23 protein-coding genes are annotated in these 25557 nt (G+C 50.3%); 10 read left to right on the top strand and 13 right to left on the bottom strand.

Annotated features, from left to right (window positions below; genetic code table 11):
• Positions 1 to 14: 14 nt before the first annotated feature.
• On the top strand, positions 15 to 440 hold the full coding sequence (locus tag HJG54_RS19525; protein ID WP_316430799.1) for a DUF2141 domain-containing protein: 426 nt from the start codon (positions 15 to 17) through the stop codon (positions 438 to 440).
• Here the strand turns inward: HJG54_RS19525 and HJG54_RS19520 are convergent.
• The gene (locus HJG54_RS19520) at positions 415 to 1632 is read right to left on the bottom strand and encodes a 1-acyl-sn-glycerol-3-phosphate acyltransferase (RefSeq protein WP_316430798.1); all 1218 of its coding nucleotides are present in this window, start codon (positions 1630 to 1632) and stop codon (positions 415 to 417) included. The genes HJG54_RS19525 and HJG54_RS19520 overlap by 26 nt on opposite strands.
• Before the next feature lie 540 nt (positions 1633 to 2172).
• Here HJG54_RS19520 and HJG54_RS19515 point away from each other — a divergent pair.
• From HJG54_RS19515 to HJG54_RS19505, 3 genes are all read left to right on the top strand, one after another.
• Positions 2173 to 4083: a GTPase family protein gene (locus tag HJG54_RS19515; RefSeq protein WP_316430797.1), complete on the top strand. Its 1911-nt coding sequence runs from the start codon at positions 2173 to 2175 to the stop codon at positions 4081 to 4083.
• Positions 4084 to 4555: 472 nt separating this feature from the next.
• Positions 4556 to 4771 carry a chlorophyll a/b-binding protein gene (locus tag HJG54_RS19510; protein ID WP_036000192.1) on the top strand — a complete coding sequence of 72 codons (216 nt, stop codon included), beginning with the start codon at positions 4556 to 4558 and terminating at the stop codon, positions 4769 to 4771.
• A 205-nt stretch (positions 4772 to 4976) separates the two neighbouring features.
• Entirely contained in the window at positions 4977 to 5330 is a 354-nt protein-coding gene (locus HJG54_RS19505) for a DUF1257 domain-containing protein (protein WP_316430795.1), read from the top strand.
• A gap of 93 nt (positions 5331 to 5423) precedes the next feature.
• On the opposite strand, the gene HJG54_RS19500 is transcribed toward HJG54_RS19505, so the two are convergent.
• From HJG54_RS19500 to HJG54_RS19485, 4 genes are all read right to left on the bottom strand, one after another.
• A complete protein-coding gene (locus HJG54_RS19500) occupies positions 5424 to 6041 on the bottom strand; it encodes a hypothetical protein (protein ID WP_316430794.1) in 618 nt (205 codons plus the stop codon).
• 790 nt (positions 6042 to 6831) lie between these two features.
• Positions 6832 to 7137 carry an Asp-tRNA(Asn)/Glu-tRNA(Gln) amidotransferase subunit GatC gene (gatC, locus tag HJG54_RS19495; RefSeq protein WP_316430793.1) on the bottom strand — a complete coding sequence of 102 codons (306 nt, stop codon included), beginning with the start codon at positions 7135 to 7137 and terminating at the stop codon, positions 6832 to 6834.
• A gap of 235 nt (positions 7138 to 7372) precedes the next feature.
• Entirely contained in the window at positions 7373 to 7894 is a 522-nt protein-coding gene (locus HJG54_RS19490) for a photosystem I assembly protein Ycf3 (RefSeq protein WP_316430791.1), read from the bottom strand.
• 258 nt (positions 7895 to 8152) lie between these two features.
• Positions 8153 to 9472 (bottom strand): GAF domain-containing sensor histidine kinase, encoded by a 1320-nt coding sequence (locus tag HJG54_RS19485; protein ID WP_316430790.1) that lies wholly within the window; start codon positions 9470 to 9472, stop codon positions 8153 to 8155.
• A gap of 557 nt (positions 9473 to 10029) precedes the next feature.
• Here HJG54_RS19485 and HJG54_RS19480 point away from each other — a divergent pair.
• Together HJG54_RS19480 and HJG54_RS19475 are read left to right on the top strand one after the other, a co-directional pair.
• On the top strand, positions 10030 to 10305 hold the full coding sequence (locus HJG54_RS19480) for a hypothetical protein (protein WP_316430789.1): 276 nt from the start codon (positions 10030 to 10032) through the stop codon (positions 10303 to 10305).
• Positions 10287 to 11852 carry a tetratricopeptide repeat protein gene (locus HJG54_RS19475; protein WP_316430788.1) on the top strand — a complete coding sequence of 522 codons (1566 nt, stop codon included), beginning with the start codon at positions 10287 to 10289 and terminating at the stop codon, positions 11850 to 11852. Before HJG54_RS19480 ends, HJG54_RS19475 begins: the two co-directional genes overlap by 19 nt.
• A gap of 360 nt (positions 11853 to 12212) precedes the next feature.
• Here HJG54_RS19475 and HJG54_RS19470 read toward each other — a convergent pair whose 3' ends face one another.
• The 4 genes from HJG54_RS19470 to HJG54_RS19455 form a co-directional block, all read right to left on the bottom strand.
• Positions 12213 to 12419: a DUF2283 domain-containing protein gene (locus HJG54_RS19470; RefSeq protein WP_316430786.1), complete on the bottom strand. Its 207-nt coding sequence runs from the start codon at positions 12417 to 12419 to the stop codon at positions 12213 to 12215.
• Positions 12416 to 12676 (bottom strand): hypothetical protein, encoded by a 261-nt coding sequence (locus HJG54_RS19465; protein WP_316430784.1) that lies wholly within the window; start codon positions 12674 to 12676, stop codon positions 12416 to 12418. Before HJG54_RS19465 ends, HJG54_RS19470 begins: the two co-directional genes overlap by 4 nt.
• A gap of 15 nt (positions 12677 to 12691) precedes the next feature.
• Positions 12692 to 12943: a hypothetical protein gene (locus HJG54_RS19460; RefSeq protein WP_316430782.1), complete on the bottom strand. Its 252-nt coding sequence runs from the start codon at positions 12941 to 12943 to the stop codon at positions 12692 to 12694.
• Between the two features lie 418 nt (positions 12944 to 13361).
• The gene (locus HJG54_RS19455; RefSeq protein ID WP_316430779.1) at positions 13362 to 13940 is read right to left on the bottom strand and encodes a gamma-glutamylcyclotransferase; all 579 of its coding nucleotides are present in this window, start codon (positions 13938 to 13940) and stop codon (positions 13362 to 13364) included.
• A 336-nt stretch (positions 13941 to 14276) separates the two neighbouring features.
• On the opposite strand from HJG54_RS19455, the gene HJG54_RS19450 reads away from it, so the two are divergent.
• The gene (locus HJG54_RS19450) at positions 14277 to 16694 is read left to right on the top strand and encodes a GH116 family glycosyl hydrolase (protein ID WP_316430778.1); all 2418 of its coding nucleotides are present in this window, start codon (positions 14277 to 14279) and stop codon (positions 16692 to 16694) included.
• Positions 16695 to 16963: 269 nt separating this feature from the next.
• Positions 16964 to 17683 carry a lecithin retinol acyltransferase family protein gene (locus HJG54_RS19445; RefSeq protein WP_316430777.1) on the top strand — a complete coding sequence of 240 codons (720 nt, stop codon included), beginning with the start codon at positions 16964 to 16966 and terminating at the stop codon, positions 17681 to 17683.
• Between the two features lie 54 nt (positions 17684 to 17737).
• On the opposite strand, the gene HJG54_RS19440 is transcribed toward HJG54_RS19445, so the two are convergent.
• On the bottom strand, positions 17738 to 18283 hold the full coding sequence (locus HJG54_RS19440; protein ID WP_316430775.1) for a universal stress protein: 546 nt from the start codon (positions 18281 to 18283) through the stop codon (positions 17738 to 17740).
• Positions 18284 to 19511: 1228 nt separating this feature from the next.
• Here HJG54_RS19440 and HJG54_RS19435 point away from each other — a divergent pair.
• Both HJG54_RS19435 and HJG54_RS19430 read left to right on the top strand, forming a co-directional pair.
• The gene (locus HJG54_RS19435) at positions 19512 to 20768 is read left to right on the top strand and encodes an efflux RND transporter periplasmic adaptor subunit (RefSeq protein WP_316430773.1); all 1257 of its coding nucleotides are present in this window, start codon (positions 19512 to 19514) and stop codon (positions 20766 to 20768) included.
• Positions 20769 to 20849: 81 nt separating this feature from the next.
• Positions 20850 to 22127 (top strand): hypothetical protein, encoded by a 1278-nt coding sequence (locus HJG54_RS19430; protein ID WP_316430772.1) that lies wholly within the window; start codon positions 20850 to 20852, stop codon positions 22125 to 22127.
• Positions 22128 to 22163: 36 nt separating this feature from the next.
• Here HJG54_RS19430 and HJG54_RS19425 read toward each other — a convergent pair whose 3' ends face one another.
• The 3 genes from HJG54_RS19425 to HJG54_RS19415 all read right to left on the bottom strand — a co-directional run bounded on the left by HJG54_RS19425 (position 22164) and on the right by HJG54_RS19415 (position 25419).
• On the bottom strand, positions 22164 to 24524 hold the full coding sequence (locus HJG54_RS19425) for a GNAT family N-acetyltransferase (protein WP_316430771.1): 2361 nt from the start codon (positions 24522 to 24524) through the stop codon (positions 22164 to 22166).
• A gap of 117 nt (positions 24525 to 24641) precedes the next feature.
• Positions 24642 to 24962 carry a hypothetical protein gene (locus tag HJG54_RS19420; RefSeq protein ID WP_316430770.1) on the bottom strand — a complete coding sequence of 107 codons (321 nt, stop codon included), beginning with the start codon at positions 24960 to 24962 and terminating at the stop codon, positions 24642 to 24644.
• Positions 24963 to 25113: 151 nt separating this feature from the next.
• Positions 25114 to 25419, bottom strand: coding sequence for a hypothetical protein (locus tag HJG54_RS19415; protein ID WP_316430769.1), 306 nt, complete (start codon positions 25417 to 25419; stop codon positions 25114 to 25116).
• Between the last annotated feature and the right edge of the window lie 138 nt (positions 25420 to 25557).

The raw sequence follows: 25557 nt of genomic DNA, 5'->3' as shown, positions 1-25557 counted from the left end.
TCTGGAGTTATGCCGTGCAGTCTCCCCACGCCGCTAATGCCGCTTCTTCCACCCTCGTCCAATCGGCCACCCTCACCATTGAACTGACGGATTTCCGCAATCGTCAGGGCGTGGTTTGTGTAGCGCTGTTCAACAGTCCAGAGGGCTACCCGAGTAATCCCGATCGAGCCGTGCGGTCTGGCTGTTTTGCGATTACGCAACTGCCCTGCGAGGTGATGTTTGAGGATTTGCCGTTTGGTTGGTATGCAGTCGCAGCCCACCACGACGAAAACATGGACGGCAAGCTGAACTGCAATGCCTTGGGGATTCCGAAAGAAGGAATTGGCTTCTCTGGTAATCCGCCGATCTGGAAAGGGGCACCGCCGTTTCAGAAAGCCGTCTTCGAGTTTTCGCCCGACAATCCGCTAGTCCGCATCACCATGAAATATCTCTTGAAGTAGCCTCGGAAAGAATATCCAGATTCCTCTGCATCGTCTGCTGCAGTTGCTGCGTTAAGGTTGTAACTGTGCCAGTGCGATTCCGGCCATACTCGGCCAGATAGGGACGCAGATTAAGCGGTTGCCCGACTCGCAATAACGCCTGACGGTGGCCTTTGGCGGCTGGCTGGTCAATGTTGAACACCTCGCGTTCCAAACGGGTCAGGGTGTCCAAAAACCGCTCCGGAGTGGGACGTTCGGCGACATAGCCGTCGTAGATCGCATCAAAGTTGAGCATGCGGGTAATCGCTTTGCGCATCACTTCCCATTCGTCGCCACCGTCGCTCAAGAGGCTGTTGGCGCTATCATCGCTGCTATACCGAGTTTCCAGAATATGCTGAATCCGGTAAACTCGCTCCCGATTTGGTTCGTTGGGGGCTGGGGTAAGCCGCAATCGTTGCTCACATCGCTGCAAAATTTGGGACTTGAGCGCTGTGATTCGCTGATTCCAATCGGTTTCACTGGGTTCCAGCCCATATTCCTGCTCAAACCGTTGTAGCACTGCCGCCGCTATGCTCCGCAAGCGACTGTAGGAATCGCCTGTTTTAGGCAAATCCAATGCCTGCTCCAATCGGTTTAGGCTCTGCTCAATCAGAGGCGCGACATGGCCAATGTAGCGGTATTTGAGGCTGATCGGCACGATGTAGAAGTCTCGCACTGTGCCCTGCTTGGCCTGTTTAGATAGGGCTTGCAGCGCCATTTGCACTGCTCCGGGCCGAAAGGGCATCACCGTATCGTTTTGAAACGAGCAGCCGCCTTCTGGGAAAATCACCAGCTTACAGTCGGGCTGCATCAGCAGCTTCAATGTTTGCACCACACTGTCGCGGTCAGCCTGTCCGCGGCGGATCGAATAGGCCCCAATCCGCTGCAAAAGCCATCCTTCCAACCCCTGGAACCGCTCGTAGGCAGCCAAATAGTAGAACGGTTGCTGCACCACACTGGAAAACAAAAACATCACGACCGGATCGTCAAAGGTGGGGTGGTTACACAGCAGCAAACAGGGATTTTGCCGCAGCATAGAGAGCTGGACCTTGGGTTCGGTGCTAATCACTAGCTCCAGCTTATAGAACCAGCGCACCAGCTTAGGAGCTACGGTTTGCAGCAGTTTGACAAGCCGTGGGTTCAGTTTGGGCGGGTAGAAGGGGCGGGATGTCATGAAGGAAGTTGCGCTGAGCAGATAGCCTTTCAATCGTTGAAAATCTGCTCTAGAGATGTCAATATCGAGTCATAGTGAATCGGAGACAACCTGAACCTTTTGCGGATACTGAATCGACTGCCGATACTTCTTTGACTTGAACTTAGGAAACCCGGCTCTTTTGTCAAAGAAGTTTTTATAGGCAGTAGTGAGGTTAAGCTTATTTCTGACTCATCTGTAATCATACATTCCATACACAGAAACGTTGCAGGTTTCCACATCTAATGTAGACATAGTTTGGCAGATTGTTTCGCGCCATTAGCGCAATCGCTTTCGTCGTCAAAGACGTTCCCTCACGTACCTCCACACACTTCACAAGCGTTTCTGAAAACGTTTCTGAAAACGTTTCAAAATCATAAACATGAGGCAGTTCGACTCCAGGCTGAGTCACATGCTGAGCCAACCAAAAGCAAGCAACATCGAATCATACTCAGGTTACTGCTATTATCTAAGCAACCTCAACCCATATAGCAGGGTTACTCGCCAGAGAGGTGGAGAGCGATGGTGCGGTTAAAACAGTGGCAGTGGATCGTCCTAGCAACGCCAATTGTTCTAGTCGTCGGGTTTTTGTTAGTAGCAGCAGGTACCCAAATTCACGAGTGGCGATTGAACTGGATCTGGGCAGTATTTACCTTACTGCTGGTCGGTTGGCGCTGGCTGCTAGTGCGCTGGACTCAGCCCGCCATCAAACAGATTGAGGAGGCGATCAGCCAAGCCAATGCCGAAATAGAAGCGTTAACCGATGCCAATCAGCCGGTAGCCGGAGATGCCGCTCGTCGGACCGAGACAGCATTAGAAACAATTTTGATGGCTGCTCAAGCCGACCCGCCCCTTTGGGAAGACTGGTCCATCTTTTGGAGGCGCTGCAAGGAAGTGGTGACTGCCGTTGCCCATATTTACCATCCGGAGGTGAAGTATCCCCTGCTGAATATCTACATTCCTCAAGCCTATGGGCTGATTCGCGGTACGGTAGACGACATGGATCTGTGGATGCAGAAGCTATCGCCAGTACTGAATCAGGTGACGGTGGGGCAAGGCTATCAAGCCTATGAAGTGTATCGCCAGTTGGAACCTTCAGCTCGCAAGCTTTGGCAGGTCTGGAATTGGGCGCAATGGGTGTTTAATCCAGCCGCGGCGGCGGCGAGGCAGGCCAGTCAGCGCTACAGCGATCAAGCCAATCAGCAATTGCTGGTGAATCTAGGGCAGTCATTGCGGGAAGCCGCTCTGCGCAATCTCGGTCGGCAAGCCACTCTGCTCTACAGCGGCACCCTACCCAGCCTAACTTCAGCACCTCCCACGTTAACCAATCCTCAAACTCAAACCCTACGGGAAATTTTGACCCAAGCCGAACCCGTCGAAACCGTGGAGCAGCAGCCAGTCAGTATTTTATTGGTAGGACGCACCGGAGCTGGTAAAAGCAGTGTGATCAATACCTTGTTTGAGGCGGATCTGGCGGCGGTAGATGTGTTGCCCAGTACGGACCAGATCCAAAGCTATCAGTGGCAAACGGCAACAGGTGAATCGTTGACGCTGTGGGATACGCCTGGATACGAACAGGTCGATCGCGAGAACTTTCGCCAGCAGGTATTGGAGTACGCTGCCACTGCAGATTTGCTGCTACTGGTGACTCCGGCGCTGGATCCGGCCCTACAAATGGACGCAGATTTTCTCCGAGACATCAAAACGGACCTATCTAATCTGTCTGATCTGTCTGACCTATCGGACCTGCCGGTAATTGCGATTGTTACCCAGGTTGATCGGCTACGTCCGGTGCGAGAATGGCAGCCGCCTTATGACTGGCAGTGGGGCAACCGTCCCAAAGAAGTGGCAATCCGGGAAGCCACCCAATACCGAGCGCAAGCTCTAGGCGAGTACTGTGACCGGGTATTGCCGCTGGTGACGAGCGATTCCCAATCAGGGCGAGCCGCATGGGGAGCTGATGTGCTGTCGCTAGCGCTCGTAGAAGCAATTGCCCCGGCCAAGCAAATTCGGTTAGCTCGCTTTCTGCGCGATTTGGATGCGCGCTCGGTAGCAGCCAGCAAAATCATCGACCACTACCGCTTTCAAATGACCACGACCCAAGGGCTGACCGCACTACTCAAAAGTCCGGTGCTGGCGTTTATTTCCACCTTGGCGACTGGTTCCCCTACCCTCGCCTATGTGTTAGCTGAAAAAATTCCGGTCGAGCAGTTGCCGCTAGTCATTGGTCGGCTCCAAATGGCCTATGACCTGTTTTCACTGCTGAAGCCAGACCGAGCCTTTGACCTAAATGCCCTCTGGCCGTTGTTACTAGACACCTCTGCCCCACCCGATCGCAGTGCCACTGCCTTAGGCCAGTCCCTAACCGAGTATTGGACACAGAACTTGAGTACAGAACAGCTTCAAACACGCTATCAGGGCTATTTGCAATAAAGCTTAGAACACATACTAGATGCCATAAATCGTTGCGGCGTCCGTGTTTCAAATTACAAAGTCCGAACCGCGAATTGAACTACAGCGTTTTTTACTCATGTGAGGGGTGAGGGGTGAGGGGTGAGGGGTGAGGGGTGAGGGGTGAGGGCACTGCGCCCGTTTTTCGTACTTCACTAGCCTGAAAAAGGCTGTAATACCATTTCCCTTTAATCGGGCTACAGATTACAGCATTCGATGGGTTGCGGTATGCAGCTTCCGTAATTCAAAACTCAAAACTCGGTTCGGCTGACTCACCGGAAGCCAAAACTTAAAACTAAGAATTGGTATAAGTGTTCATCCTTACATTGGTTTTGGATGTCGAGTAATGCGGCTCCTCCTTTCGATTCTTGAAAACATGCGCCCCGCGATAGACCATGAGCTGGGATCTGGTCACTACCATAAAAGCATGAAGTTTCGTTAAGGAAATTGCACGATGGCTACTACTCCTGAAACCCGTCCTACCACCGATCTGCCTCCTGTCGCGCGTGAATATAATGGCATCGACCGCAATGCATTTCGGTTCGGTTGGAATCCTCAAGCTGAACTGTGGAATGGCCGTCTAGCGATGATTGGCTTCTTGGCCTATTTGCTGTGGGACATCGCTGGTTTTAGCGTGGTGCGTGATATTCTGCATCTCGTGTCCTACTAAAACACCATTCCAATTTCAATCCAGACCTGACGTGCTGATAAATCATTAATCAGCCTATTATCTCTCCCGTATCTACTACTGTACGTGCACCATATGCAGCCAAGTTGGGCTGGCTGTTCTAAACTGGCTGTTCTAAACCAGTGGACAGTTAGCCCAACTTCAGTATGCAACTCTCAATTCTTCAGAATCATCCTTGGAGGAACTCATGTCTCATTTTCAAACGCTACGTAGCAAACTCACCGATATTGAGCTATTGAAAACATGCCTGCGAGAGTTGGGCATCACAGTCCAAACCAACACTGAAGTTCGCGGTGCTGGATGTCAACGCATTCAGGCTGACGTTGTGGCTGTGCTAGAGGGTGGCTACGATATAGGTTGGTCTCGCAATCCTAATGGCTCACTCGATCTGGTTGCTGATCTCTGGGGTGTGGCCAGCAAACACAACATTGCCGAGTTGATGTCCTCGATTAATCAAAAATACATGCTAAACAAGACATTAACAGCGATACAGCAACCAGGACTACAGCATGCCAGAGTGCAAGTGATGATGCAAAGCTAACTAACGGATCGCTAAAAGCTAGTTATAGGCATGGTTAACGTAACTGAGTATAGCTAGTAGGCATAACTGAGCCTACCTCAGTATTCTCCATCTCTATACTCGCCAACCCACTGCACTCACCCTCAGCGCTGTCTTCAAGTCTGGAGTCAACGTGATGTTGTAGCTAAAGGGAGACTTCTTTGTTTGATCAATTTGCTGCATCGGAGCGCCGTCTAGCTTGCGGGGGGCAAAGTAGGACAGGCCATTCACCCACAGGTTGTTACCACTCATGTTCATGCCCTTCACCACAAAGCTGTTGCTTTTGCCGTTATTAATGGCTGACAAGTAAACCGCTGATAGCAGCTTGCCGTTAGCTGGATCTAACCGGGCGACTACCGCAACCTTGGGGCCGCCTCCGTTTCCATAGCTGCGCAACCACGGTTGAGTAGCTCCTCCGCTCACTCGGCGAAAGTCCTGGTTCGGCTGTCCCTGAGTCCCATCGACGCTAAAGGCGGCATACAGCTGCTTGCCGTTGTAGAACAAGCCGTAGCCTCGACCATCAGCCCCGGTCGTTTCATACTTGGTGTTGGCCCACTTCAGCCTACTGCCCTCATACGCTAGCACAATTGGATCCTGGTTGAGTTTGGTTACTTGATTGGTGCCAATGAATAGCGTCATTCGCCCTACAGTGATCCGAGCTGCCCCACTGGCAGCGGCGGCTTGAAAGCTCATATTGCGGGTCAACTTGATTGTTCGATCTACAACTGATGATGCTGAACGGCTTGTGCTGGAACGAGTTTCAAGCAGAGAATTGCTCAGTTTAGAGCGACCAGAGACTGACGTTTCCAGAGCCACCGCCAGAGCCACCGATTGATGGATTGAACTGTTTGAATAAGGTACTCGAACCATAACTAAGACTGTAAAAGCGGTTGAATAGTTTAAATAAACACTCTACTTTTAGAAAGAGCAGTTAGAAAATGGCAGTAGCAATGTGATCTGAAACAAACAACAGAAAAGGATTTTATGAGAATCAGATCATTAATTTCGAATGAATTTATTAGTTACTTTGCTAATTGATCTGCAAGCATACAGCCTTTTTCAGGCTAGTGAAATACGAAAAACGGAGTGCAGTGCCCCTGCCCCCACCGCTCGGCTGATTTTTCTGGCCCCATGGGGGGCAGTGCGCTCGCGTCGAATCCCCTCACATGAGTGAAAAACGCTGTAGAAAACTTACTATACTTTCGGTGTAAGTAGGTAGGCTAAATTGATCTTCGCTCCACAATGCCAGGTCTCGACTCCGCTCAACCCTCTGCTTCCCGAAAAGTTGCGCATTGAGCGGAGTCGAAATGCGTCTTCTCAATCATTGCGCCCACCTACTTAGATGCTTTTCCAGCAATTGCTTAGACTAAAGTCAATTTGCAGTCGGCCCATAAAACAAAACCCGCTAGGCGGGTTGACTTAATTCAACTAATGCTGCAATAGAGGTAAATCTAGCGGTTCCAGCAAAATTGCCAATACTGGACTACTCTCCACCGCCCATAATTTGCGGCACCTTAAAAAATTCGCCTTGGGAAGTCTCTTCCTGTTCTGGAGCGCTGTCAAGGATCAGATCACGATTGCCGTAGGGGTCCAATTGGTCTGGACGGGTCACATTACTGACATCAATCGCTCGGGCTGTAGGTGACACCGTTTCAGTATCGAGTTCACTTAGCAGCTCAAAGTAATCTAGAATGCTGCCCAGTTGTGTAGTAAACCGCTCCTCTTCTTCAGGAGTTAGTTCCAAACGGGCAAGGTGAGCAACTTTACGGACTTGTTCGCGATCGATCATAGAAGTAAAAGTTTCATAGAAGTAAAAGTTTTGAGTTTTGAATTTTAAGTTTTGAGTTAAGCGGAAAGGTAACTTTGAGTTTTGAGTTAAAAAGTGACTTTGAGTTTTAAGTGTTGAAGTGGTAAGGGAATTAAACACTTCTAAACCAATTGATTGCTGCCTTCTCCCAGACCAACTACTACAATCAAACTACACTTTAATCAACTCAAAACTCAAAGCTTAAACTCAAAACTCTTTAGAAGAAAGCATCTAGCTTGGCCCGTCCAGTCGTTTTGAGCCAGTTTTGGGCTTCGATGTAGTTATTGGGCGCTAAGCGAATGGCTCGTTGCCAGTAGTCGGCGGCTTTGTCAAAGTAGGAGTCAGCCTCTTCGCTCTTGCCAGCTTCTTGGGCCTGTTCGCCCAAATAGTGGTAAATTACCGCAATGTTGTTGAGCGACTGGGGCATGCCGGGATTCAGCTCTAGGGCTTGGTGATACAGCTCCAATGCTTTGTCGTGGTCGCCATTGCTGGCGTAGATTAGGCCCATGTTGTAGAGAATAAAGCTGCGGTCGCGTGGATCGTTTTCCAGCGTCAGAGCCTCTTCGTAGTTGGCCAAAGCTTCAGCGTATTCGCCATCGGCTTGGGCAGACATACCATCTCGATAATAGGCAAAGGCTTGTTTAGCCGTGTAGCTGGTCGGCAGCAGTTTGAGGATCAGATCTGCCATTACCGTAAAAGATTTATCGATAAAGTTATCGTTGCGTTGAGATCTTGGCATAGGTGCCTCTTAAAAGTTGGCGCTAAATGACTCAGACCAGATTGAAGCAAGTAGAAGCTCTGTCCTAGCGCTTCACTTTAAAAGAATAGCGTGTTGCCTTAGAGGAATGGTCTATTTCGCAGATCGGTTTGGCTCGATTGCTTGATTTTCAGTCTACTCAAGGTATTTCAAGTGATTAAATCAAACAAAAACTCGCTCTCTGCCTGATGTAGACAAAGCGAGCGAGCGGTGTCAAGGGGAACCAAAGGAATGCAGACCTCAAAGCTGCTGATGGGAGATTGGCTCTGTACCCGGTTTGAGCTGGGGGAGGCGAATCACGTAGCGGTAGCCTTCTTCTGCCGAGCCTTGAATCACGATATCCCCCGCATGCAGCTGTGCCAACTGCTGACTCAGCATTAGCCCCAGACTTTGACGAGAATCGGCTGGCTGAGAAGGCTTGGATTCGGTGCTGAGGGTAGGAGTGTCCCAGGTTTCTGGATGGTCCCAAGCGGGCAGAGCTGTCCAGCCTGTGGGTTCCGTACTGACGAGGGCGATATCGGTCTCCGGATCGGGCGGGTGTAACGCTAGCGCGACCTGAGGCAGACCATCGCCCAGCCAAGGATGGGAAGCCCAAACCGAGAGGTGCAAAGCGTTCTGTTTGCGAGAGACATGAATCCGGATGACGCTGTCGGAACTAGAGGCTTGAATCACACTAAAAACCAGGTGATAAAGCATTTGCCGCACTTTGTCCTTATCCAATACCCAGATGCGATTTCCTGGCTCGACGCTCAACTGAATTTGCTGTTCGCGGCGTTGAGCCGTTTGGTTCAGGGTACTAATAGCCTGTTGGCACAACATCTCAATGTCAATCGGATTGAGGTTGAGGTTTGGACTCTGCTCATCCAGTGAACCTAGCTCTACGAGTTCATTCACAAGCGTGAGCAAATATTGACCGCTGTTATGAATGATCTGGAGGTATTCCTGCTGCTTATCGGATAGAGGGCCGTAGATGCCCTGACTCAAAACCTTTGCCATTCCCAGGATAGAGGTTAAGGGAGTACAGAGTTCCTGGGCCATTTGCGACAGTAGACTCGCTTTGACAGCGCTAGGAGCTAGCGTTGTATCCAGAGCGGGCGCAGGTGGGGGAAGCTGCTGGAGCTGTTGGAGATGGTTGCGTTCAAACTCGCTCATACTCCAACGGGCGATCAACTCCAAAAACGCTATATCTTGGTCGGAAAAGGTGCGCGGGTTCAGCCCCATTACCGCCAGCGTGCCGATGCATTGACCAGTGGCGGTCACCAGCGGTACACCAAGATAGGAGCGAATGCCGTAGCGCTGCACCAGCAGGGTTTTGGAAAAGAGAGGGTCGGCAATGGCATCGGCAATGGCAAGAACGCGCTGCTCCACCACCACACGGGGACAGAATGCCTCTGTTCGAGCAATCTGGCGCGACGTAGCTAAGTTATTCATTAGGCCAATGCGAGACAGCCCCACAGCAGACTTAAACCATACCCGATCGCGAGTGAGAATACCCAGAACGCAAATGGGTGAATTCAGAAAATGGGCAGCCGTTTGCGTTGCCTCTTCAAAAATGGGCACATTGCTAGATTCCAGCAACCCCAATTCTTCTAACGTTCGAGTGCGCTGCAGCTCCGCTTGAGCTGATGTTGGCCCCAGACCACAATACAAGTTTTCATCCGGGATCATTTTGATAACCCCATTTCTTAGGTTCCCTATAGCAATCACGTTAAAAGTTAACGGAAAGTCATTCACTATACCTAAGGTTCCCGCACTTCTAGAATCGGAAACAATAAAGATAAGATGCTGCCAAAATCTATCTAAGGGCATACTCAGAACCAAGCCGCCGGCTTGTCCCAATTTAGTAAAAGCTTAAAATAAATGTAATTAATATTACTGGTAATTTCGTGTAACCACGTAGAAAATCTAGAGGTTTATACAGGATTTTTGAAGGCTTTTGAAAGACTGAGGTAGGGCTGAAATGGTGTCTGATCGACCTCTGTTTTTTTCTGCCTGTAAGGATCATTCATTTTTGAGAGAGGCTTGAGAGATGATGGTTTGTTTCAGCAACGTCGCTCTTTGGCAACACAACCTGTCTCTGGCTATGCTGTTGAGAACATTATTGATGCAGGGAAGTCATGTCAGAGATTGTCCTAGAAGTGGAAGGCGAAGGAGCGGTTGCCGCCACAGAGGAACTGTTACAAACACCGGGCATTGCTGGGAGCTGGGAGCCTGCGACCGAGGAACCCCAGCGAGACGGGGTGTTAGCCACCATTGCTACGATTGTTGGGATTACGGTTGGGGTGGTGGAACTGGCGGAGAAGATTTACCACTGGTATCAAAAGCGGCGGCAGCAGCCGGATCCAACGCAGCGGATTGAGCGGGCGATAGTAAAGTGGCCCATCGGGTACTGATCACAAGCTGCTACGACGTAAAGCTGCCGCCAGACTGGCGGTTGAGGTCGCTGCACCGAGAGATGGTGCCAGCACTGCGGGGAGCCGAGCTGCAAAAAAAGTATGAGCGGCTGTCAGCGTTTAGCCCAGACTCCCAAGTAGAGCCAGCGCTGCAAGAGCAGGCCAAACGGGCGGCCGATGGCAACCCCCGCTTGCTGGAATGGCTAAACAAGCTGCTGCTGGCAGGCGATGTCGATACCGGGGCGATTTTGCCCCAGATCGCAGCCAAGGCGGCAGAATTCCGGGAAGCGATTTTGGCAGAGGCCCTGTTAGCCCAGCAGTCCGAAGCGTTGAAACAGCTCTTAGCCAGAGGTTTGGTGTATGAGCTACCCGTGCCAGAAGCCGCCATGATGGCCGTGTGGGACGGCATCCCCGCAGTAGAGCGCCAGCGCCAGTGGGCAATCGATCTGGGCCTGCTGGAAGCCTTTCCGCTCAGCCAAACTCCGGTCTACCGCGTGTCGCGTCTGCTTGCCCCGCTGCTGCCCAACCTCGACCCGGCGCTGCTGCCTGCCGCTGCTACCACGCTCTACCGCCTCTGGTGGCAAGCATCAGAAACCTTGACCGAAGAACAACGGCAGGAAATGCACCGACTGGCGCTAGCCGCAGGACAGGCCGAAATCGCCGCGGAGATTGGCAGTGCGCTGGCTCACCGTTGGTATAGTCAGAGCCGGTTTCGAGAAGCCGTGGAACTCTGCCAGAACACCCTAGCGATTGCGCCGGATTACCGCATCTATCACAGTCTGGCTCGCTCTGAAACACCGCTGGGTCAGGTCAGTGCTGCCCTAGCCCACTATCAGCAGGCGCTGGAAACCTGCCCGGAGGCAGAAGTGCGGGAAAGAGCAGCGATTTTGCACAACTCCGCCGGCATCTATGCGCAACAAGGGCAAGTGGAGCAGGCACTCTCGCTCTATCAGCAGTCGTTGCAGTTGAAAGAAGCGATTGGGGATGTGCAAGGCAAAGCGGCCACGTTGGCGAACATGGCCTATCTAGCAGGTCAACAGGGGGATTTGGTGCAGCAGCTTCAGCTCAATCTGCAAGCGGCGGAAGCACTGGCTCGGATTTGGGCTTATCCCGATTTGGTTACAGTTCTGAGCAATCTGGGCACGTCTGCCCCAGCTCATCGACTCGCCTATCTCGCCCAAGCCCTCTGGCTAGGCTTGCGAATTCAGCTTCCATTCGATCGCAAAATGGGTCTCCTCCATGTCCTCTTCCAAGCCGTTCCCCAAGCCGACGCCTTAGAGCCGCTGCTGGCTACAACCGCCCTTCTGCTTTGTCAAAGCCAAGGCAAAGACCATCCCCACTCAGAACAGTGGCAGCAACAAGCGCTAGAGATGATCGTATACGCAGCTCAGAATCAAGACGTGAACTTTGAAACCGAAGCGGATTTACGGGCTTGGCTAACCGAAGCTCAGCTCAACGATCCAGAGTCCTTTTTGCCCCGCCTCAGTCAGCAGCTCGAAGCGCTGGTTGGTGAGCAGTGGTTGTTTGATCGCAGGGCGTTTGGTTGAATCGCCGGTTAAGCAAAGACCTGAGTTAATCCAGTTTAGGATCTACGCGGATCGCAGTAGATCGATTGAATTCAGTGGCTAGTAACCTTTGTATCCTAACCACCTCTCTTTTTGTTATGCCGTTGGTTGTTATGCTGCTGGATTTGGCTACATAGTCTCAGTAGATCGAAAATGAATTTGTTTAGCTCTCTAGGTTTGGGTTTGATCCCCCTAAATCCCCCTTACTAAGGGGGACTTCAAACCATTGTTGGCTTGGTTCCCCCCTTTTGTAAGGGGGGTAGGGGGGATCTCAACAGGATTTGCGATCTACTGAGTCTCCCAAATAATGGTTTCTCCTAGCATTTTCTAGCATGTGTCTAGTTACACACTTAGCAATGGCAGATCGAGGGCTTGAAGATTAACGACATCCACATTTTTAGAATAGTTATCAATTGTAATAGCAACAATCTTGCCTTGGTCGTCGTAATCTAGTATCAAATCATCCGTGATGGCATCGGTAGACGCAACAGGTTTACTAGTCAGTTCGATCGCTAATGTATCCGTTTCAGAAAAATATTGAATCTTCATGAGGGTTCCTCGCCTCGCTGTTGTCGTTTGTAAAAGTTACGGTCAACAAAAGCATTGTGAATGGTTTCTCCATCCTCTAGTGTGATCACCCGTAAAGCTCGACCTTCTGCTTCTGAAATATTGCCCCAATAGGAAATCCGACCATTTGGTTGCACTTCTCGCTTGATCGGGTTTGCCAATACACGCTCGATCCACTCTCGTTGAACTTCAGGATGCTTCTGAGAAGCAAACTCAATGAAATAGTCGGTCATTTTCATGGGTGATCTTGTCCGTCAGCATGTTGTACGCTTTTCCTCCTCCTTTGCAACGGGTTGGCCTTCTACAATGGCAATTTCTTCTTCTGTCAATCCATAGAGCTTATAAACAATTTGATCAATCAGGTTGTCGCACCGCATCAGTTGCATTTTGATGGGCAGCAGGGTATCCAGACTAGCTTGATATTTCTTTTCCAGCGTTTGCTGCTCTTTGCGGGCTGTCGGATCGATTTCGATTTTCTTTTTGTTTTTCTTCAGCAGGTCGATCAAGGCATCAAAACTGAGGTGGAGTTTGCCTGCGTCGTTATCAGCATTGGCTCTACCTGTCCTTTTTTGTAATAATCTTTGTAATAATCGCCTAGGTAGTTTTGAATCTTAGATTTGTTGGTGAGGCATCAATGGGGCAACAAATGACTCACATCTACCTGCCACTCTGGTGATTCTTGAATGCGATGCTCCAGGTAGTGTTGTGAAAACAGCGGCTTGTTCGGCTTTTGCCCATCTGTCATAATCGAGTTCCCGTGCTTCAGTCCTACGAGTTGAGCGTAAAATCCTGGAGAATGCTCAGGATTTCCACTTAAATCTTAATTCTGGCTCAAAAGTCTTTAGCCCGGATCATCAAACCTAAAAACCGAACCGGGAATTAATATACCTGCTACAGACAGGTCATTCCACGCAGGCAACTGAATCAATTTATCAACTGGCTCTCGGTTACGCCCCCACCGAGGACTTGCGGCATAACAAGCTGGTTAGCAGTCTGCTGCAACTGATGCATATGGTGGAACAAATTCCAGCAGTACTGTTCCGGCAAGCCGCAAGTGACCGCTCCGCGCAGCACAACGTTAAAGTACCAGTCGTTGGGGGCATGTTCTTCGGTGAGTTTTTCAATCACCGTATAGGTGCGAACTTGGCTGTAGCGCTGGCTTCGGCAAATCACTTCGATGGTTTCGTGACGGTAACCTTCTTCGCGTTCGTCGAGCCGGTGGCTGAGTCGCCACGGCAACCGGTAGAGCACACCTTCGACCCGTGCCGTCGAATCTTTGACGATATCCAACACGCCACAATTGCGCCGCTGCGAGCGTCTAAAGAAGCCAAGCCGATAGCCTTCTAGCGTGGCGGCACCAATCACAAATGGATGGGTGCTTTCTCCCAGCGAGCGTTTCAGGTCCACCGGGCACATGCAGGAGCCATAGGCAAAGTAGTAAAACGAAGGGCTGGCTGGGTTGAAGCTGCTGTCAGGAACGGGTTGGCTGGAGGTGGTTCGCATGGTGGAATGGTCGGAGAAGAATGGCTAGCAGTACAAGAGATTTCTACAAGCATCCGTAAAAGAAATACGAAAAGCGCTCTCGTTTCATCGTATTCCTGCTGATATGCAGTGATTGTATCAAAGACTGCTTGACATGTCACGTATTCCGATTGAATAACCGTAGATTCGGGATGGCGCTACGCGAGAATTGGTTCCCATTGCCTGTAGAATCGGGAAATGACACATCTGATACCAGTTCTTAGTTTTGAGTTTTGAGTTTTGAGTTTTAAGTTATGGAGCCTGCGCAATGTAGCCTGTTGAGCTTGGTGATCGGTAGCTCAAGCAAAGGGAAATGGTATGACTGCTGATATTCCGAAGTGCGCTTGGCGGCGGGCGCTTGGTTTGGGTTGGGAACGGCCCTACCGGGTGCGCTATGCCAGCAATATTGACGATGGCCCTTGGCATGGGATGCCGCTGGGTGGGTTTGGGGCGGGCTGCATCGGGCGCTCGCATCGAGGTGACTTTAACCTCTGGCACATCGACGGCGGCGAGCATCTGTTTCGCCCAATTCCGGCCTGTCAGTTTAGCGTGTTTGAGCAGGTGGGAGCCGAGCCGCCGCAAGCTTACGCCCTCTGTACCGAACCGCCAGACGGCAGCCTTAGCGGTTGGAGTTGGTATCCGAGTAGCGAAAGTCAAGCCTCTGAGACAGGCGAGACAGGTGGGACAGGCGAGTATTTTGCCCTGTACCCGCGGAGCTGGTTTGTTTACCGGAATGTGTTTCAGGCCGAGCTAGTGTGCGAGCAGTTTTCGCCCATTTTGCCCCACAACTATCGAGAAACCAGCTATCCGGTAGCCGTGTTTGAGTGGAAGGCGCACAACCCAACCGATCAGCCGATAACACTGAGCATTATGCTGACTTGGCAGAACACGGTGGGCTGGTTTCGCAATACCCTGAAGTTGCCGGAAGTGCGTGTCCGCGATGATGGCAGTCCGGTGTACGAGTATCAGCCTGCCTGGGGAGAGAGTGCGGGGAATTTTGCTCGGCAGTACGCGGAGGGATCGGTCGCGGGCATTGTGCTGGATCGGCAAAATCGGCCTACGACACCGGCAGAAGGAGATGGGCAGTGGTGTTTGGCCGTCAAGACTGAGCCTGAACGATCCAGAGAGCAGGTGTTTCGCTGTAACCGTTGGCAGCCGACTGGAGACGGCAGCGAGATCTGGGCTAGCTTTGCGGCAGATGGTTCGATTCCAAACGACAACGCTGAGCTAGCCGCCGTGGCCGGAGACCAGATAGCGAGTGCCTGCGCGGTCCGCTTGCAGCTCCAACCCGGTGAAACGCGCCGAATTCCGTTTGTCGTGAGCTGGGATTTCCCGGTGACGGAGTTTGCCGAGGGCATTCAGTACAACCGCCGCTACACCGACTTTTTTGGCCGCGATGGCCGCCATGCGTGGCAAATCGCCCAAACGGCGCTAGAACAGTACCCTAGTTGGCAGGCCCAAATTCAGCAGTGGCAGCAGCCGATTCTGGACCGCGACGACTGGCCGGATTGGTTCAAGATGGCGCTGTTTAACGAACTTTATGACCTATGCAGCGGCGGCAGCCTCTGGAGTGCAGCAACCAAACGAGACCCGATCGGTCAATTTGCGATTCTGGAATGTTTGGACTACCGCTGGTACGAAAGCCTGGATGTGCGCCTGTACGGTTCATTTGCGCTATTGATTCTATTTCCTGATCTGGACAAGGCAGTGCTGCGAGCCTTTGCCCGCGCCATCCCCACCGACGACACCCGCACCCGTACAATTGGCTACTACTACACGATTGGCAAACCCAGTCCCCAAGCTCTCCGCAAAGCCAAAAACGCGACGCCCCACGATCTCGGTGCGCCCAACGAGCATGTTTGGGAGAAGACCAACTACACCAGCTATCAGGATTGCAATCTCTGGAAAGACTTGGGCAGCGATTTTGTGCTTCAGGTCTACCGCGATTTTGTCTTTACAGGCTGTACAGACCTAGCCTTTCTGGCGGAATGCTGGGACGCGATTGTGGCAGCTTTAGCCTATTTGAAGTCCTTTGACTTTGACCAAGACGGGATTCCCGAAAACTCTGGTGCACCGGATCAAACCTTCGACGACTGGCGACTTCAGGGCGTAAGTGCCTACTGCGGCGGACTGTGGATTGCCGCGCTGGAAGCGGCACTTGCCATCGGAGAGATTCTGGCGGACCGGGTATCCCCTGAAGTGTTGGCGGAGTATCGGCACTGGCTAAAGCAGGCGCGGATCGTTTACCAAACCAAGCTGTGGAATGGCACCTATTACCGCCTCGATAGTGACAGTGGCTCAGACGTGGTGATGGCGGATCAGCTCTGTGGTCAGTTTTATGCGCGGCTGTTGGGTCTGCCGGATGTGGTGCCAACAGAATGCGCCGAGTCGGCCTTGCGGACTATCTACGAAGCCTGTTTCCTGAAATTTCATGATGGTCGGTTTGGTGCAGCCAACGGATTACGTCCCGACGGTTCTCCCGTTAACCCCAACGATACCCATCCGCTCGAAGTCTGGACTGGGATCAACTTTGGCTTAGCTGCTTTCTTGCTGCAAATGGGAATGCGCTCCGAAGCGCTCCGCCTCACCCAAGCCGTGGTGCAGCAAATCTACGATAACGGGCTGCAATTTCGCACCCCCGAAGCGATCACAGCCGCCGGCACCTTCCGCGCCTCTCACTACCTGCGGCCTATGGCAATTTGGCTGGTGTATTGGGTAGGGAGCAATGAGTTTTGAGTTTTGAGTTTTGAGTTTTGAGTTCATGTCCGATTAATGGGTTTCATGGGTCGTTGTTTTGGTCCGGGCGTTATTTCCCGCGATTGTCTAGAAGGATTTGGTCCAGGTTTTAAGGGTTGGGCAGTTCTTGAGCATCCTGTAATGCCATTGTTTGAAGTGACTGGTTCAACTGAATAGCGTTCAACTCAAAACTCAAAACTCAAAACTTAAAACTACTTAAGGGTAAGTACAATCAAAGCAGCTAAAGTTGTTTATAGGCTTCGGTTTCTATGGCACGCGGCGATCAAATTTATGTGATGCGCCCCTTAATCAATCGGGAAGGGGACTATGAACATCATGGCATCGATTGCGGAGACGGAACGGTGATTCACTACTACAAGGGTGGAGAGGTGCCAACCGTCGCCCGCACAAGTTTTGAAGTGTTTGCGCGAGGTAATCCGGTGTTTGTCAAGCCCTATGTCGCTTCCTATGTGCCGGATGTAGTAGTGGAGCGAGCTGAGAGTCGGTTGGGTGAGCAGCAGTACAATCTGTTAACCAACAACTGCGAGCATTTTGCGACCTGGTGTAAGGTGGGCCGCAGTGAAAGTCAGCAGTTGCTGGATTATGGCGTAGGACTGGGAACAGTCAACCCGTTTGATGCCCGCTCGATGCTAGATGGAGCCGTGCAGGATGGTGATCCAGTCAAGGCGGCTGAATTGTTGGCTGCTGCGATGAGCAGTAGTGCTTCTGCACGGAGTCGGCTGCAAACCCAGGCCAACAGATTGCAAGCGGAGATGAATACCTGGCAACGGGTGGCGCAAGCTGCCTTACAGCGAGGCCGAGAGGATCTGGCAAGAGCCGCCTTGGAACGCAAGGTCAAATTCAAGCGCCAATGGAATGATGTTCAATCTCAGTTACAGCAGTTGGATGCAATGCAGGAAACACTGGTTCGTAATTCGCAGAAACTGCAGCAGCAGATCGCAATCGATGCACCCTATCCATTTGGCTAACGCTAGAGCGGATGCTGCTAATTTACCGCAATGTCATGCTGCTGTGTCATGCTGCTATGTCATAACGGCATTGCTAGTGGAAGCGGCTGTAGGGGAGGCTGCCCCCAGATCGGCCTCTAGATCAACCGTGCCCTGAACGGTCAACACAGAACAGGAGGCGTGGTGAAGCACGTAATTGCTGACGCTGCCCATAAATAGCTCATTCAATCCCTTATAGCCACGACGGCCCATAACAATCAAATTGGCATTCCAATTGCGGGCGAGTGAGCAGATGGTGCTGCCAGGGTCACCAAGGGCTTGGGTAAATTCGGTAGGAATACCGGCAGATGTGGCAATTGCAGTTTGAGCCTGCAGAAACTCTAGAATTTGATCCTGAACGGCCTGCCATTGTTTCAGATGCAGCTCGACATCTTCAGCCCGAAACATGGGATAGGTGCCGTGAATCGCAAACACCGGACTCGGAAAGCTGGATTCTGCTGGGGATAGAACATGCACCAGCATCAGTTGAGAGTTTAGTGTCTTGGCCATTGCCATTGCGGTTGCAAAGGCCTGCTGGCTGACATCCGACTGATCCAGTGCGACTAAAATTCGATGAAACATACAACCCTCCTTCAGAGCGGTGTCCAATTTGGATGCATGGAATTCCAAGCACTCTCCATGTAGTTTGATGTAGTTTGATGCGGCAAGTTGGTTCTGGTGTGATCTTGCGTTGTGATCTTGCGGCAATCTTTGGAAATCAATTCGAAGTTGGTTGAGTACCCATAAGCTTTACCCTTCCTATTTCATTGTATCGGCTCAGACCGTTCGTTATAACAATCGATCACAAAAATTAGATTGCCTTACTCAACTCAGCCAATGTGAGCAGGCTCTCTAGTCGCTCGCAGTGATGGAAGTTTATAAGATAACGCTGCGCTAACAGTCGCTAGACACCATTTAGTTACTAAAGAGAGTAGTAAATGGTGAATAGTGTTTCGGTGAGGGGTGAGGGGCTTCGACGCGAGCGCTCAGCCGAGCGGTGAGGGGTGAGGGGGTTGACTATAAAGCGCTCGGATTAGTACATAGCGTGTTGCTTATAGTGTGTTCTTAATTTTTTCGATTTTATATACTCTAGCTTTTCTGATAAATTCACCAAGCAGTAATCTAAGCTGAGTTCATCACTTGCTACTCTTGTCCGAATCAGAGTCCGCACAAACGCCAACTCTTCAGGCATAACCTTGCAATCTGCTTCGATCAACGCAATTATTTAGTCATGCTCGCACCAACTCAGGACACCATCCGCAATCGACTGTTCAATGATGGTCTTGAGTTGATCAAGAGCAAGTTGAGGAAGATTGCTTAAAATTGTGGTAGCTAAAGTTTACTTAGGCGGTGTCACTGCAGTTCATACTGTTGGGGGATGTTTTGCCCTAAAAAAGCCGCTACAGAGTAGTGAGCTAACTAGAGGTGGCAATCGCAAAAATGTGGATCTGAATGCGATCTAAAAGCAGTTGCGCTACAGAGGTTATAGAGTTGTATATATGATTGGGTTGGTATTGATTATGGCTGTACCAGTTAGGCTAATTTTAGGCTAATTGCCTGATGCTAACTAAATAATAGGGTTCCATTAATCCTGGTCGCTGCCGATGTTGTGCTAGCTAACCTGGGCTAGAACTTGGGCCAAACGCTTGCCAGCTGGCAGGCGCTTAACTCTCTGGAAACTGCCTAAAGAGTGCCCACTGACTCTTTCTTAACCGATCAAGTTTCGATACACTGAGCTTCATTGCTACTTCCGAGTCCTTCTGTTAGTCCTTCCATTTGCCATTTTGCAATCATTGCGAGAATTAGAACCGTGGCCAAGATCAACCTAACAATCACGCGCCAACTGCTCAGCTCTGTCCTGATGGTTTCGCTACTGACAACCGCCTGTAGCCGCAGCGAGCAAGGCGGCCCACCTGGAGCTGGAGGTCCCCAACAAGCGCTGCCTGTGAAGGTGGTGGCCCTGGAATCTGGCCAGGTAGAAGAGAGTTCGGAGTTTGTTGGCACCTTGGAAGCAGCGGAGAAAGTCACCCTACAGCCCCAGACGCAAGGGCGGATTGAGCGGGTCTTTGTCACGAATGGTGATCGGGTGAATCAGGGCACGCCAATTGTAGCGCTCAGCGTTGATCAAACCCAGGCCGATGTGGCGTCTGCTCAGGCTGGAGTTAGCTCGGCCCAAGCTGCCTTGGGAACGGCCCAGGCTCAGTTGCAAACTGCAGAAGCCGAACGTGCCAGAGCTGCCGCCGATCTGCAGCTTCAGCAGAGTGAATTTAGCCGCACCCAAACGCTGGTAACCGAGGGTGCCCAGTCGCAGCAACAGCTTGACATTGCTCGCCGGAACTTGGATACCGCCAAAGCTACCCTGGCTGCCGCTGATAAACAGGTGAGCGCCGCCAGAGCATCCGTTGGACAGGCACAAGCTTCTGTGAAAGAAGCTCAAGCGCGAGTCGCGTCCGCCAGAGTTGATCTAGGATTTAAACAGGTCACGTCTCCAATTAACGGTATTGTCGGTGACTTTCCGGTCAAGGTGGGCGATTATGTAACTCCCCAAACCGCAATCACGACCATTACCCGCAACAACGAGCTGGACATGCGGATCTCGGTGCCCTCCAACTATTCAGATCGGCTGCGGACCGGGTTGCCTGTGCAGTTGATCGACCCCAACTCGAAGCAGCCAATTGGTTCAGGCAGCATTTACTTTGTGTCGCCTCAGATTGATGCCAATGCCCAATCGATTTTGACTAAAGCTCGCTTCCCGAATGGCGGCGGCAACCTGCGAGATGGGCAATATGTGCAGGCCAGAATTGTCTGGAGCAAAGCCGCTGGGATGCTGGTGCCGTCAACGGCAATTACTCGTGTCGGTGGGCAGGCGTTTGTGTTTGTAGTGGATGAGAAGCCTGCCGAGGCAGGTGGTGAAGCCCAGCCGGTGGTGAGTCAGCGTCCAGTGAAGTTGGGCAATCTGCAAGGCAATGACTATGTAGTGCTAGAAGGGCTGAAACCGGGCGATAAAATTGCCACTACAAATATCTTGAAACTGAGTGACGGCGCTCCGATTCAACCGGAAACCTAAAAGCTATCGCAGGAGCCGTTGTCAGTCTATGCTGGTTGGTGCGGTAGTGCTTTGTAATACCAGGGAGGTTGGAGTTGGGTTATGCAACGGCTTAATGGTAGGTTGAATCGTTGGCTCCATCAACAGCAACAGCGTGCTCTAGAGGAAGCCTATCAAGGTGCAACTGCAATTAAGGCGTTGGAAAACCAGTACTTTCAGGGAAACAAAATTGCCTATCGGCCTGGTTTGAGCAAATCCGTATACGAGTATGTTAGAAGCTCACGCGACCGACAGCTTTTGCGAGTTCGGACCAGCTTGGCCCAGTTCCGGGTCGGAAATTTTTTGCTGAATCCCAAAGGGGTGCAGGTCGGTGATGGCACGCTGGAAGTCACTCCGAATTCCCTAGAAGCCGAGATATTTGCCAAACTCGACTTTATCGATAGCGTGATTGGCAAATATCGCGAACCTGATGGAGATCTGGATGTGGCGATGGCCGTGGCTGAGATGGAGGAGTCTACCTCTGCCAAACCCAAGGGCGAGACTGAAGCCAAAAAAATCTCTGGACCGCATACCACCGATATCCCGACTTTGACGGCCAACCATCAGCGCTGGTCTGGAGCCATTCGCGAAACCCTGAACCAGATCGGGCAGGAAATTAACCCAGATGAACAGCAGGTGATTCAAGAACTGCGCTTGCGCCGGGCACAAAACCGAGTCGCCCTACGCTGGCTGCTAATTTTGCTGCTGGTACCGCTGCTGGTCCATCTGCTAACGAAAGTGGCGATTTTGAATCCGGTTCTGGGTAACTACAGTAACCGCCATCCCACTCAGATCGAGCTAAGCGAAGAGATCCGCCAGCATTTCTTATCGGAATTTGTGGAATTCAAAGAAAGCCTGGAGGTGCAAGAAGTCCTTGGCAAAACGCTGACTGAAGCCGAGAAAGCAGAAAAACTGCATGAGATGGCAGTTGAACTCTGGCGCGAATCTCGCAACCAAGCCCTAAATGGGCTGAAGAACGTAATAGCAGATTTTGTTGCTTTAGTGGTCTTTGGTGGTCTAGTCTACTTTAATCGCAATAAGTTGCTAACCTTGCGGAGCGTTACAAACCGCACATTTCTGGGCTTGAGCGATCCGATTAAGGTATTTATGTTTATCCTGGTTACTGATCTGTTTGTAGGGTTCCACTCGGCAGAAGGCTGGGAGGTGATCCTGGAAGGCGCAGCCAGACATTTTGGCCTGCCGGAGAGCAAGTTTTTGATCAACGGCTTTATCGCTACGGTTCCTGTCATGATTGACGCCGTGATTAAGTTCTGGATTTTTAGTTATTTAACTCGCTATTCGCCTTCTGCATCTGCAATCTATGAGCGGATGAATACATAACTGTTTTTGGGAATAGGAACCCTGATGCTGTAATAGTTATTTCGCAACGCTGACTTTAATCTGAACATTGCCTTGCTTTTGTAATGCCAGCCGTAGATTATCCCGCGCCTCAATTAGGTTCGGTTCCATTGCAATAGCCTGTCGGTAATGGTCGATTGCAAGTTCCAGATCCCCAAGCTGCTGATACTGGTAGCCTAAATCATGATTCAGAGCAGCGTAATCAGCTAGCTTTTCGGCAGGTAGCTTGCCGCGAGCAAAGCAGGCATTCGCCAAGCTAACATCAGCCTTTAAAAAGGCTGGTTCAAGGGCCTGAGCTTTTTGGTAACAAGCAATTGCCTCATCTAAATTGCTACTGCTTGCTTTCTGAAGTGCTAGCCCTAAGCTATGGTAAGCTTCTGCCCAGTCTGGCTTAAGAGCAATTGCCTTTCGATAATACTGGGCGGCAGCTTCCCAATTGCCGCGTTGCCTGTATTGGTGACCCAAGTCATAGGTGACTACAGCATAAAACGACTGTTTCTCCAGCGAAAGCTTACCTTGAGCAAAAAGTGCGTTTGCTAGGCTAACGTCGATTTCAGTAGAGTCAGGGGCCAGTGCTTGGGCCTGTCGATAACAGGCAATTACATCATCCCAAGACCACTCCTCAGATTCTTGCAGTGCCAAACCCAAGTTGTAGTGAGCCTCTGCCCAGTCTGGTCGCATGGCTACGGCTTGGCGGTAGTACTCAATGGCCACTTTGATATCACCCGCTCGCCATCGTTTATGACCTAAAGCATAATTGACAGCAGCATAGCGTTCTTTTTCTTCTGTAGACAGCCTGCCCTGAGCATGCAAAGCATTTGCCCACATCGCCTCGGCCTCAGCACAATCAGGAGCAAATTCTCTAGCGCTTTGATAGTACTCAATCGCCTCATCCCAATTTCCTTGCTGCTGTAGGGCATAACCAAGGTTATGATATATCGCTAAGGTGACTACATCGGCTTCAGGCGCGGTACGAAGGGACTGCTTGTAAGTAGATATCGCTGCTGTGAGCTGGCCTTGCTGCTGATATAGTGTGCCCAAGCTAAACCAGACCCTTGTGTTAGTTGGCTGAATTTCCAGCAGTTGTTTCAGTAGAGCTTCTGCGGCTGGGTAATCTCCTTCCCGTTGCATAATGACAGCCAAACTATAAAGCACCGCAGGTTGTTCTGGCTGAGAAGCTAGAATTTGTTGATATCTCTTTTTAGCTTCATCGAGGTGATTTTCTCGATGATAGATTTCAGCAATAGTGATCGCTTCCGGAATACTTCTTGGATTCAAGATGATATCTTGGTGAATCCAATCTTTGCGATGAATGACAACGGTTGTAATGTAATGTTCCTGAGCACCAAAGGAATACTTGTAGGCTTCATTTCCCATGAGGAAGTCGTAGACTCTAAAGCCGTTTTGAATGGCATAACGAATTGCTTCAGAATGGAGAATCAGCCCTGGGGATAAATCGGTAAAAGTTTCATCTCGGGCGGAAACAAACGAGAGAAGCGACTGATGGGAACGATCAATAAAATGTGCAATCGCGCCTACCGGTCGATCGCCATGCCATAGAATGGGTAGATATAGACAATGATGATTAAAACAATGACGCAGCAAAAATCGCCAGCTGTCAGCTACCATTGAGCAATGCTTTGCTCCTTTTCTGCTTTCCCAGTTGGCTTGCCAGAACCCAAGCAGTATGTCGAGATAGCGTTCGATATTTGCTTCATTCGCAGAGGCAATATAGCATCCATCAGGACCGTCACTCTGCTGCAAAAATCGCTTGAGCTTTTTTCGAATATTTTTTCGAGTACTAGCCCCCAGGCTCTGAAGGTACTCCTCCCAGCCAGTCGGCAAGGGAATATAGGGACAAATGCTGTTGTCAATAGCATCTAATTCGTCTTTGTAAACCCGATCGCCCATCTCAACGATTTTGACTTGATTTGCTGGAAAGCTATTCAAAACGTGGAGCAGTCGTGGACTATCTTTTTGCATGTGCTGCAACTCAAATACCGACCAGGTTTCCTGATGCTGTAGATATGCCACAAAAGCTGCCGTCGCATCGTGTTCATATTCGGGTATACAAATAAATCCTGGAGAATGGGAGTCGGTTATGCCGGCCAATTTCAGCTGACTGTAGAGGCCCAACTCATCGTCATTTTGAACGCAAACATTCAGAGGCAAGAAAGCAACATAATCCGACTCACTGGAACCTGCCCTTGCTGCCAAAACGAACCAGGGTACTCCGGCATCACTCTGCCGCTTTAAGTATCCGAATATCCAGACCCAGGAGACAAAAAACTGAGAATGGGGGTCAGCTTCATATACTGAATTCCACCGCTCCCGAACAGGTTGCATTGCCTCAAGTGTATCAATGGTATCGATATACATTTCTAGATCCCTAACAAGATAGTTTAAAAACAGTAAGTAAATAAAAAATTAGATATAAAAGCCATCTCAATTTGTCGCATTCTTGCCTAATTCAATTTTTGAAATGCTGCTTGGCAGCTATATTTGAACGTAGTTAACATATCCCGAATACGAGATAACAGTTGCCTTGTTCGTAGATGAATTCCCTCCAGTTTGGGCATGAGCAAATCCACTGGCTTTGGCATAGCTATTAGTAGAAAAAGAAGTATTAATAACATTGGTTTGTGTTGTAGTCCAGGTTGACGTTTTTTCACCAAGGGCAATACTTTCAACACCTGCTGAAGCAAAGTTAAAATCAGTATTAGCCACAGCATTTACTTGAGAATAAAGACCTCCTGAAACTGGCTTAGAGCTATCTTGAACTTCCCAAAAATCCAGATCTTGAATTTCATGCGTCATTGCGTTGAACCTCAATATCTATTTTTCCTGTCACCAATTCTTCTGTTCCTATTCTTTACCTAGTTAATAAGAGCTACTGATTACCTTAAGCCATCAGTAGCCCTATTAAAGTTTCCTAGACTAGGAAAAGCACTTGCAGCTCCAAGCAGCTCTACCAGCGGAAGTAGTAACCATTGGTGGCAGATACGGAAGTAGCGTTAGACGAAGAACCTTTACCTTGAACAACAGTAGTGGAAGAGATAGCTTGAGTAGAGGTATCTTTACCCATTGCATTTGCGGTAGCTTCAGCTCCAGCAAAGTTGCCAATTACAAGCGTTTTACCAACAAAGTTCTTCTTAATGTCTAAAACTTCGGTAATTTTAGCAGTCACAAGTGTTTTGCTGCTAGGACCAAAATAATAACCACCCTCAATGTTGTCATCAGCTGATTGCAGGTAGTTCAGATCGGTAATAATCATTGCTCTTTCTCCTTAGAGTTTTGGATTCCTTAGATAATCAACTCTAGTTGAGTTGTTAATTAATAGAGTAAGGGAATTGAATTTTTGAGGTTGCCATTTTGGCAGGTTTACTAGAATACTTTGATATTTTGAATTCAA

Source organism: Leptolyngbya sp. NK1-12, from assembly GCF_032598965.1.
Lineage (GTDB): Bacteria > Cyanobacteriota > Cyanobacteriia > Elainellales > Elainellaceae > Elainella.
The sequence above is the reverse complement of the archived record's forward strand: the minus strand, read 5'-3'. Positions and strand labels throughout refer to the sequence as shown.

Bases quoted from the DNA above. Each gene is read 5' to 3' on its own strand.
- HJG54_RS19520 (WP_316430798.1), bottom strand. From the start codon at position 1,632: ATGACATCCCGCCCCTTCTACCCGCCCAAACTGAACCCACGGCTTGTC.
- HJG54_RS19515 (WP_316430797.1), top strand. From the start codon at position 2,173: ATGGTGCGGTTAAAACAGTGGCAGTGGATCGTCCTAGCAACGCCAATT.
- HJG54_RS19510 (WP_036000192.1), top strand. From the start codon at position 4,556: ATGGCTACTACTCCTGAAACCCGTCCTACCACCGATCTGCCTCCTGTC.
- HJG54_RS19505 (WP_316430795.1), top strand. From the start codon at position 4,977: ATGTCTCATTTTCAAACGCTACGTAGCAAACTCACCGATATTGAGCTA.
- HJG54_RS19500 (WP_316430794.1), bottom strand. From the start codon at position 6,041: ATGAGCTTTCAAGCCGCCGCTGCCAGTGGGGCAGCTCGGATCACTGTA.
- gatC (WP_316430793.1), bottom strand. From the start codon at position 7,137: ATGATCGATCGCGAACAAGTCCGTAAAGTTGCTCACCTTGCCCGTTTG.
- HJG54_RS19490 (WP_316430791.1), bottom strand. From the start codon at position 7,894: ATGCCAAGATCTCAACGCAACGATAACTTTATCGATAAATCTTTTACG.
- HJG54_RS19480 (WP_316430789.1), top strand. From the start codon at position 10,030: ATGTCAGAGATTGTCCTAGAAGTGGAAGGCGAAGGAGCGGTTGCCGCC.
- HJG54_RS19470 (WP_316430786.1), bottom strand. From the start codon at position 12,419: ATGAAGATTCAATATTTTTCTGAAACGGATACATTAGCGATCGAACTG.
- HJG54_RS19465 (WP_316430784.1), bottom strand. From the start codon at position 12,676: ATGAAAATGACCGACTATTTCATTGAGTTTGCTTCTCAGAAGCATCCT.
- HJG54_RS19455 (WP_316430779.1), bottom strand. From the start codon at position 13,940: ATGCGAACCACCTCCAGCCAACCCGTTCCTGACAGCAGCTTCAACCCA.
- HJG54_RS19450 (WP_316430778.1), top strand. From the start codon at position 14,277: ATGACTGCTGATATTCCGAAGTGCGCTTGGCGGCGGGCGCTTGGTTTG.
- HJG54_RS19445 (WP_316430777.1), top strand. From the start codon at position 16,964: ATGGCACGCGGCGATCAAATTTATGTGATGCGCCCCTTAATCAATCGG.
- HJG54_RS19440 (WP_316430775.1), bottom strand. From the start codon at position 18,283: ATGTTTCATCGAATTTTAGTCGCACTGGATCAGTCGGATGTCAGCCAG.
- HJG54_RS19430 (WP_316430772.1), top strand. From the start codon at position 20,850: ATGCAACGGCTTAATGGTAGGTTGAATCGTTGGCTCCATCAACAGCAA.
- HJG54_RS19425 (WP_316430771.1), bottom strand. From the start codon at position 24,524: ATGTATATCGATACCATTGATACACTTGAGGCAATGCAACCTGTTCGG.
- HJG54_RS19420 (WP_316430770.1), bottom strand. From the start codon at position 24,962: ATGACGCATGAAATTCAAGATCTGGATTTTTGGGAAGTTCAAGATAGC.
- HJG54_RS19415 (WP_316430769.1), bottom strand. From the start codon at position 25,419: ATGATTATTACCGATCTGAACTACCTGCAATCAGCTGATGACAACATT.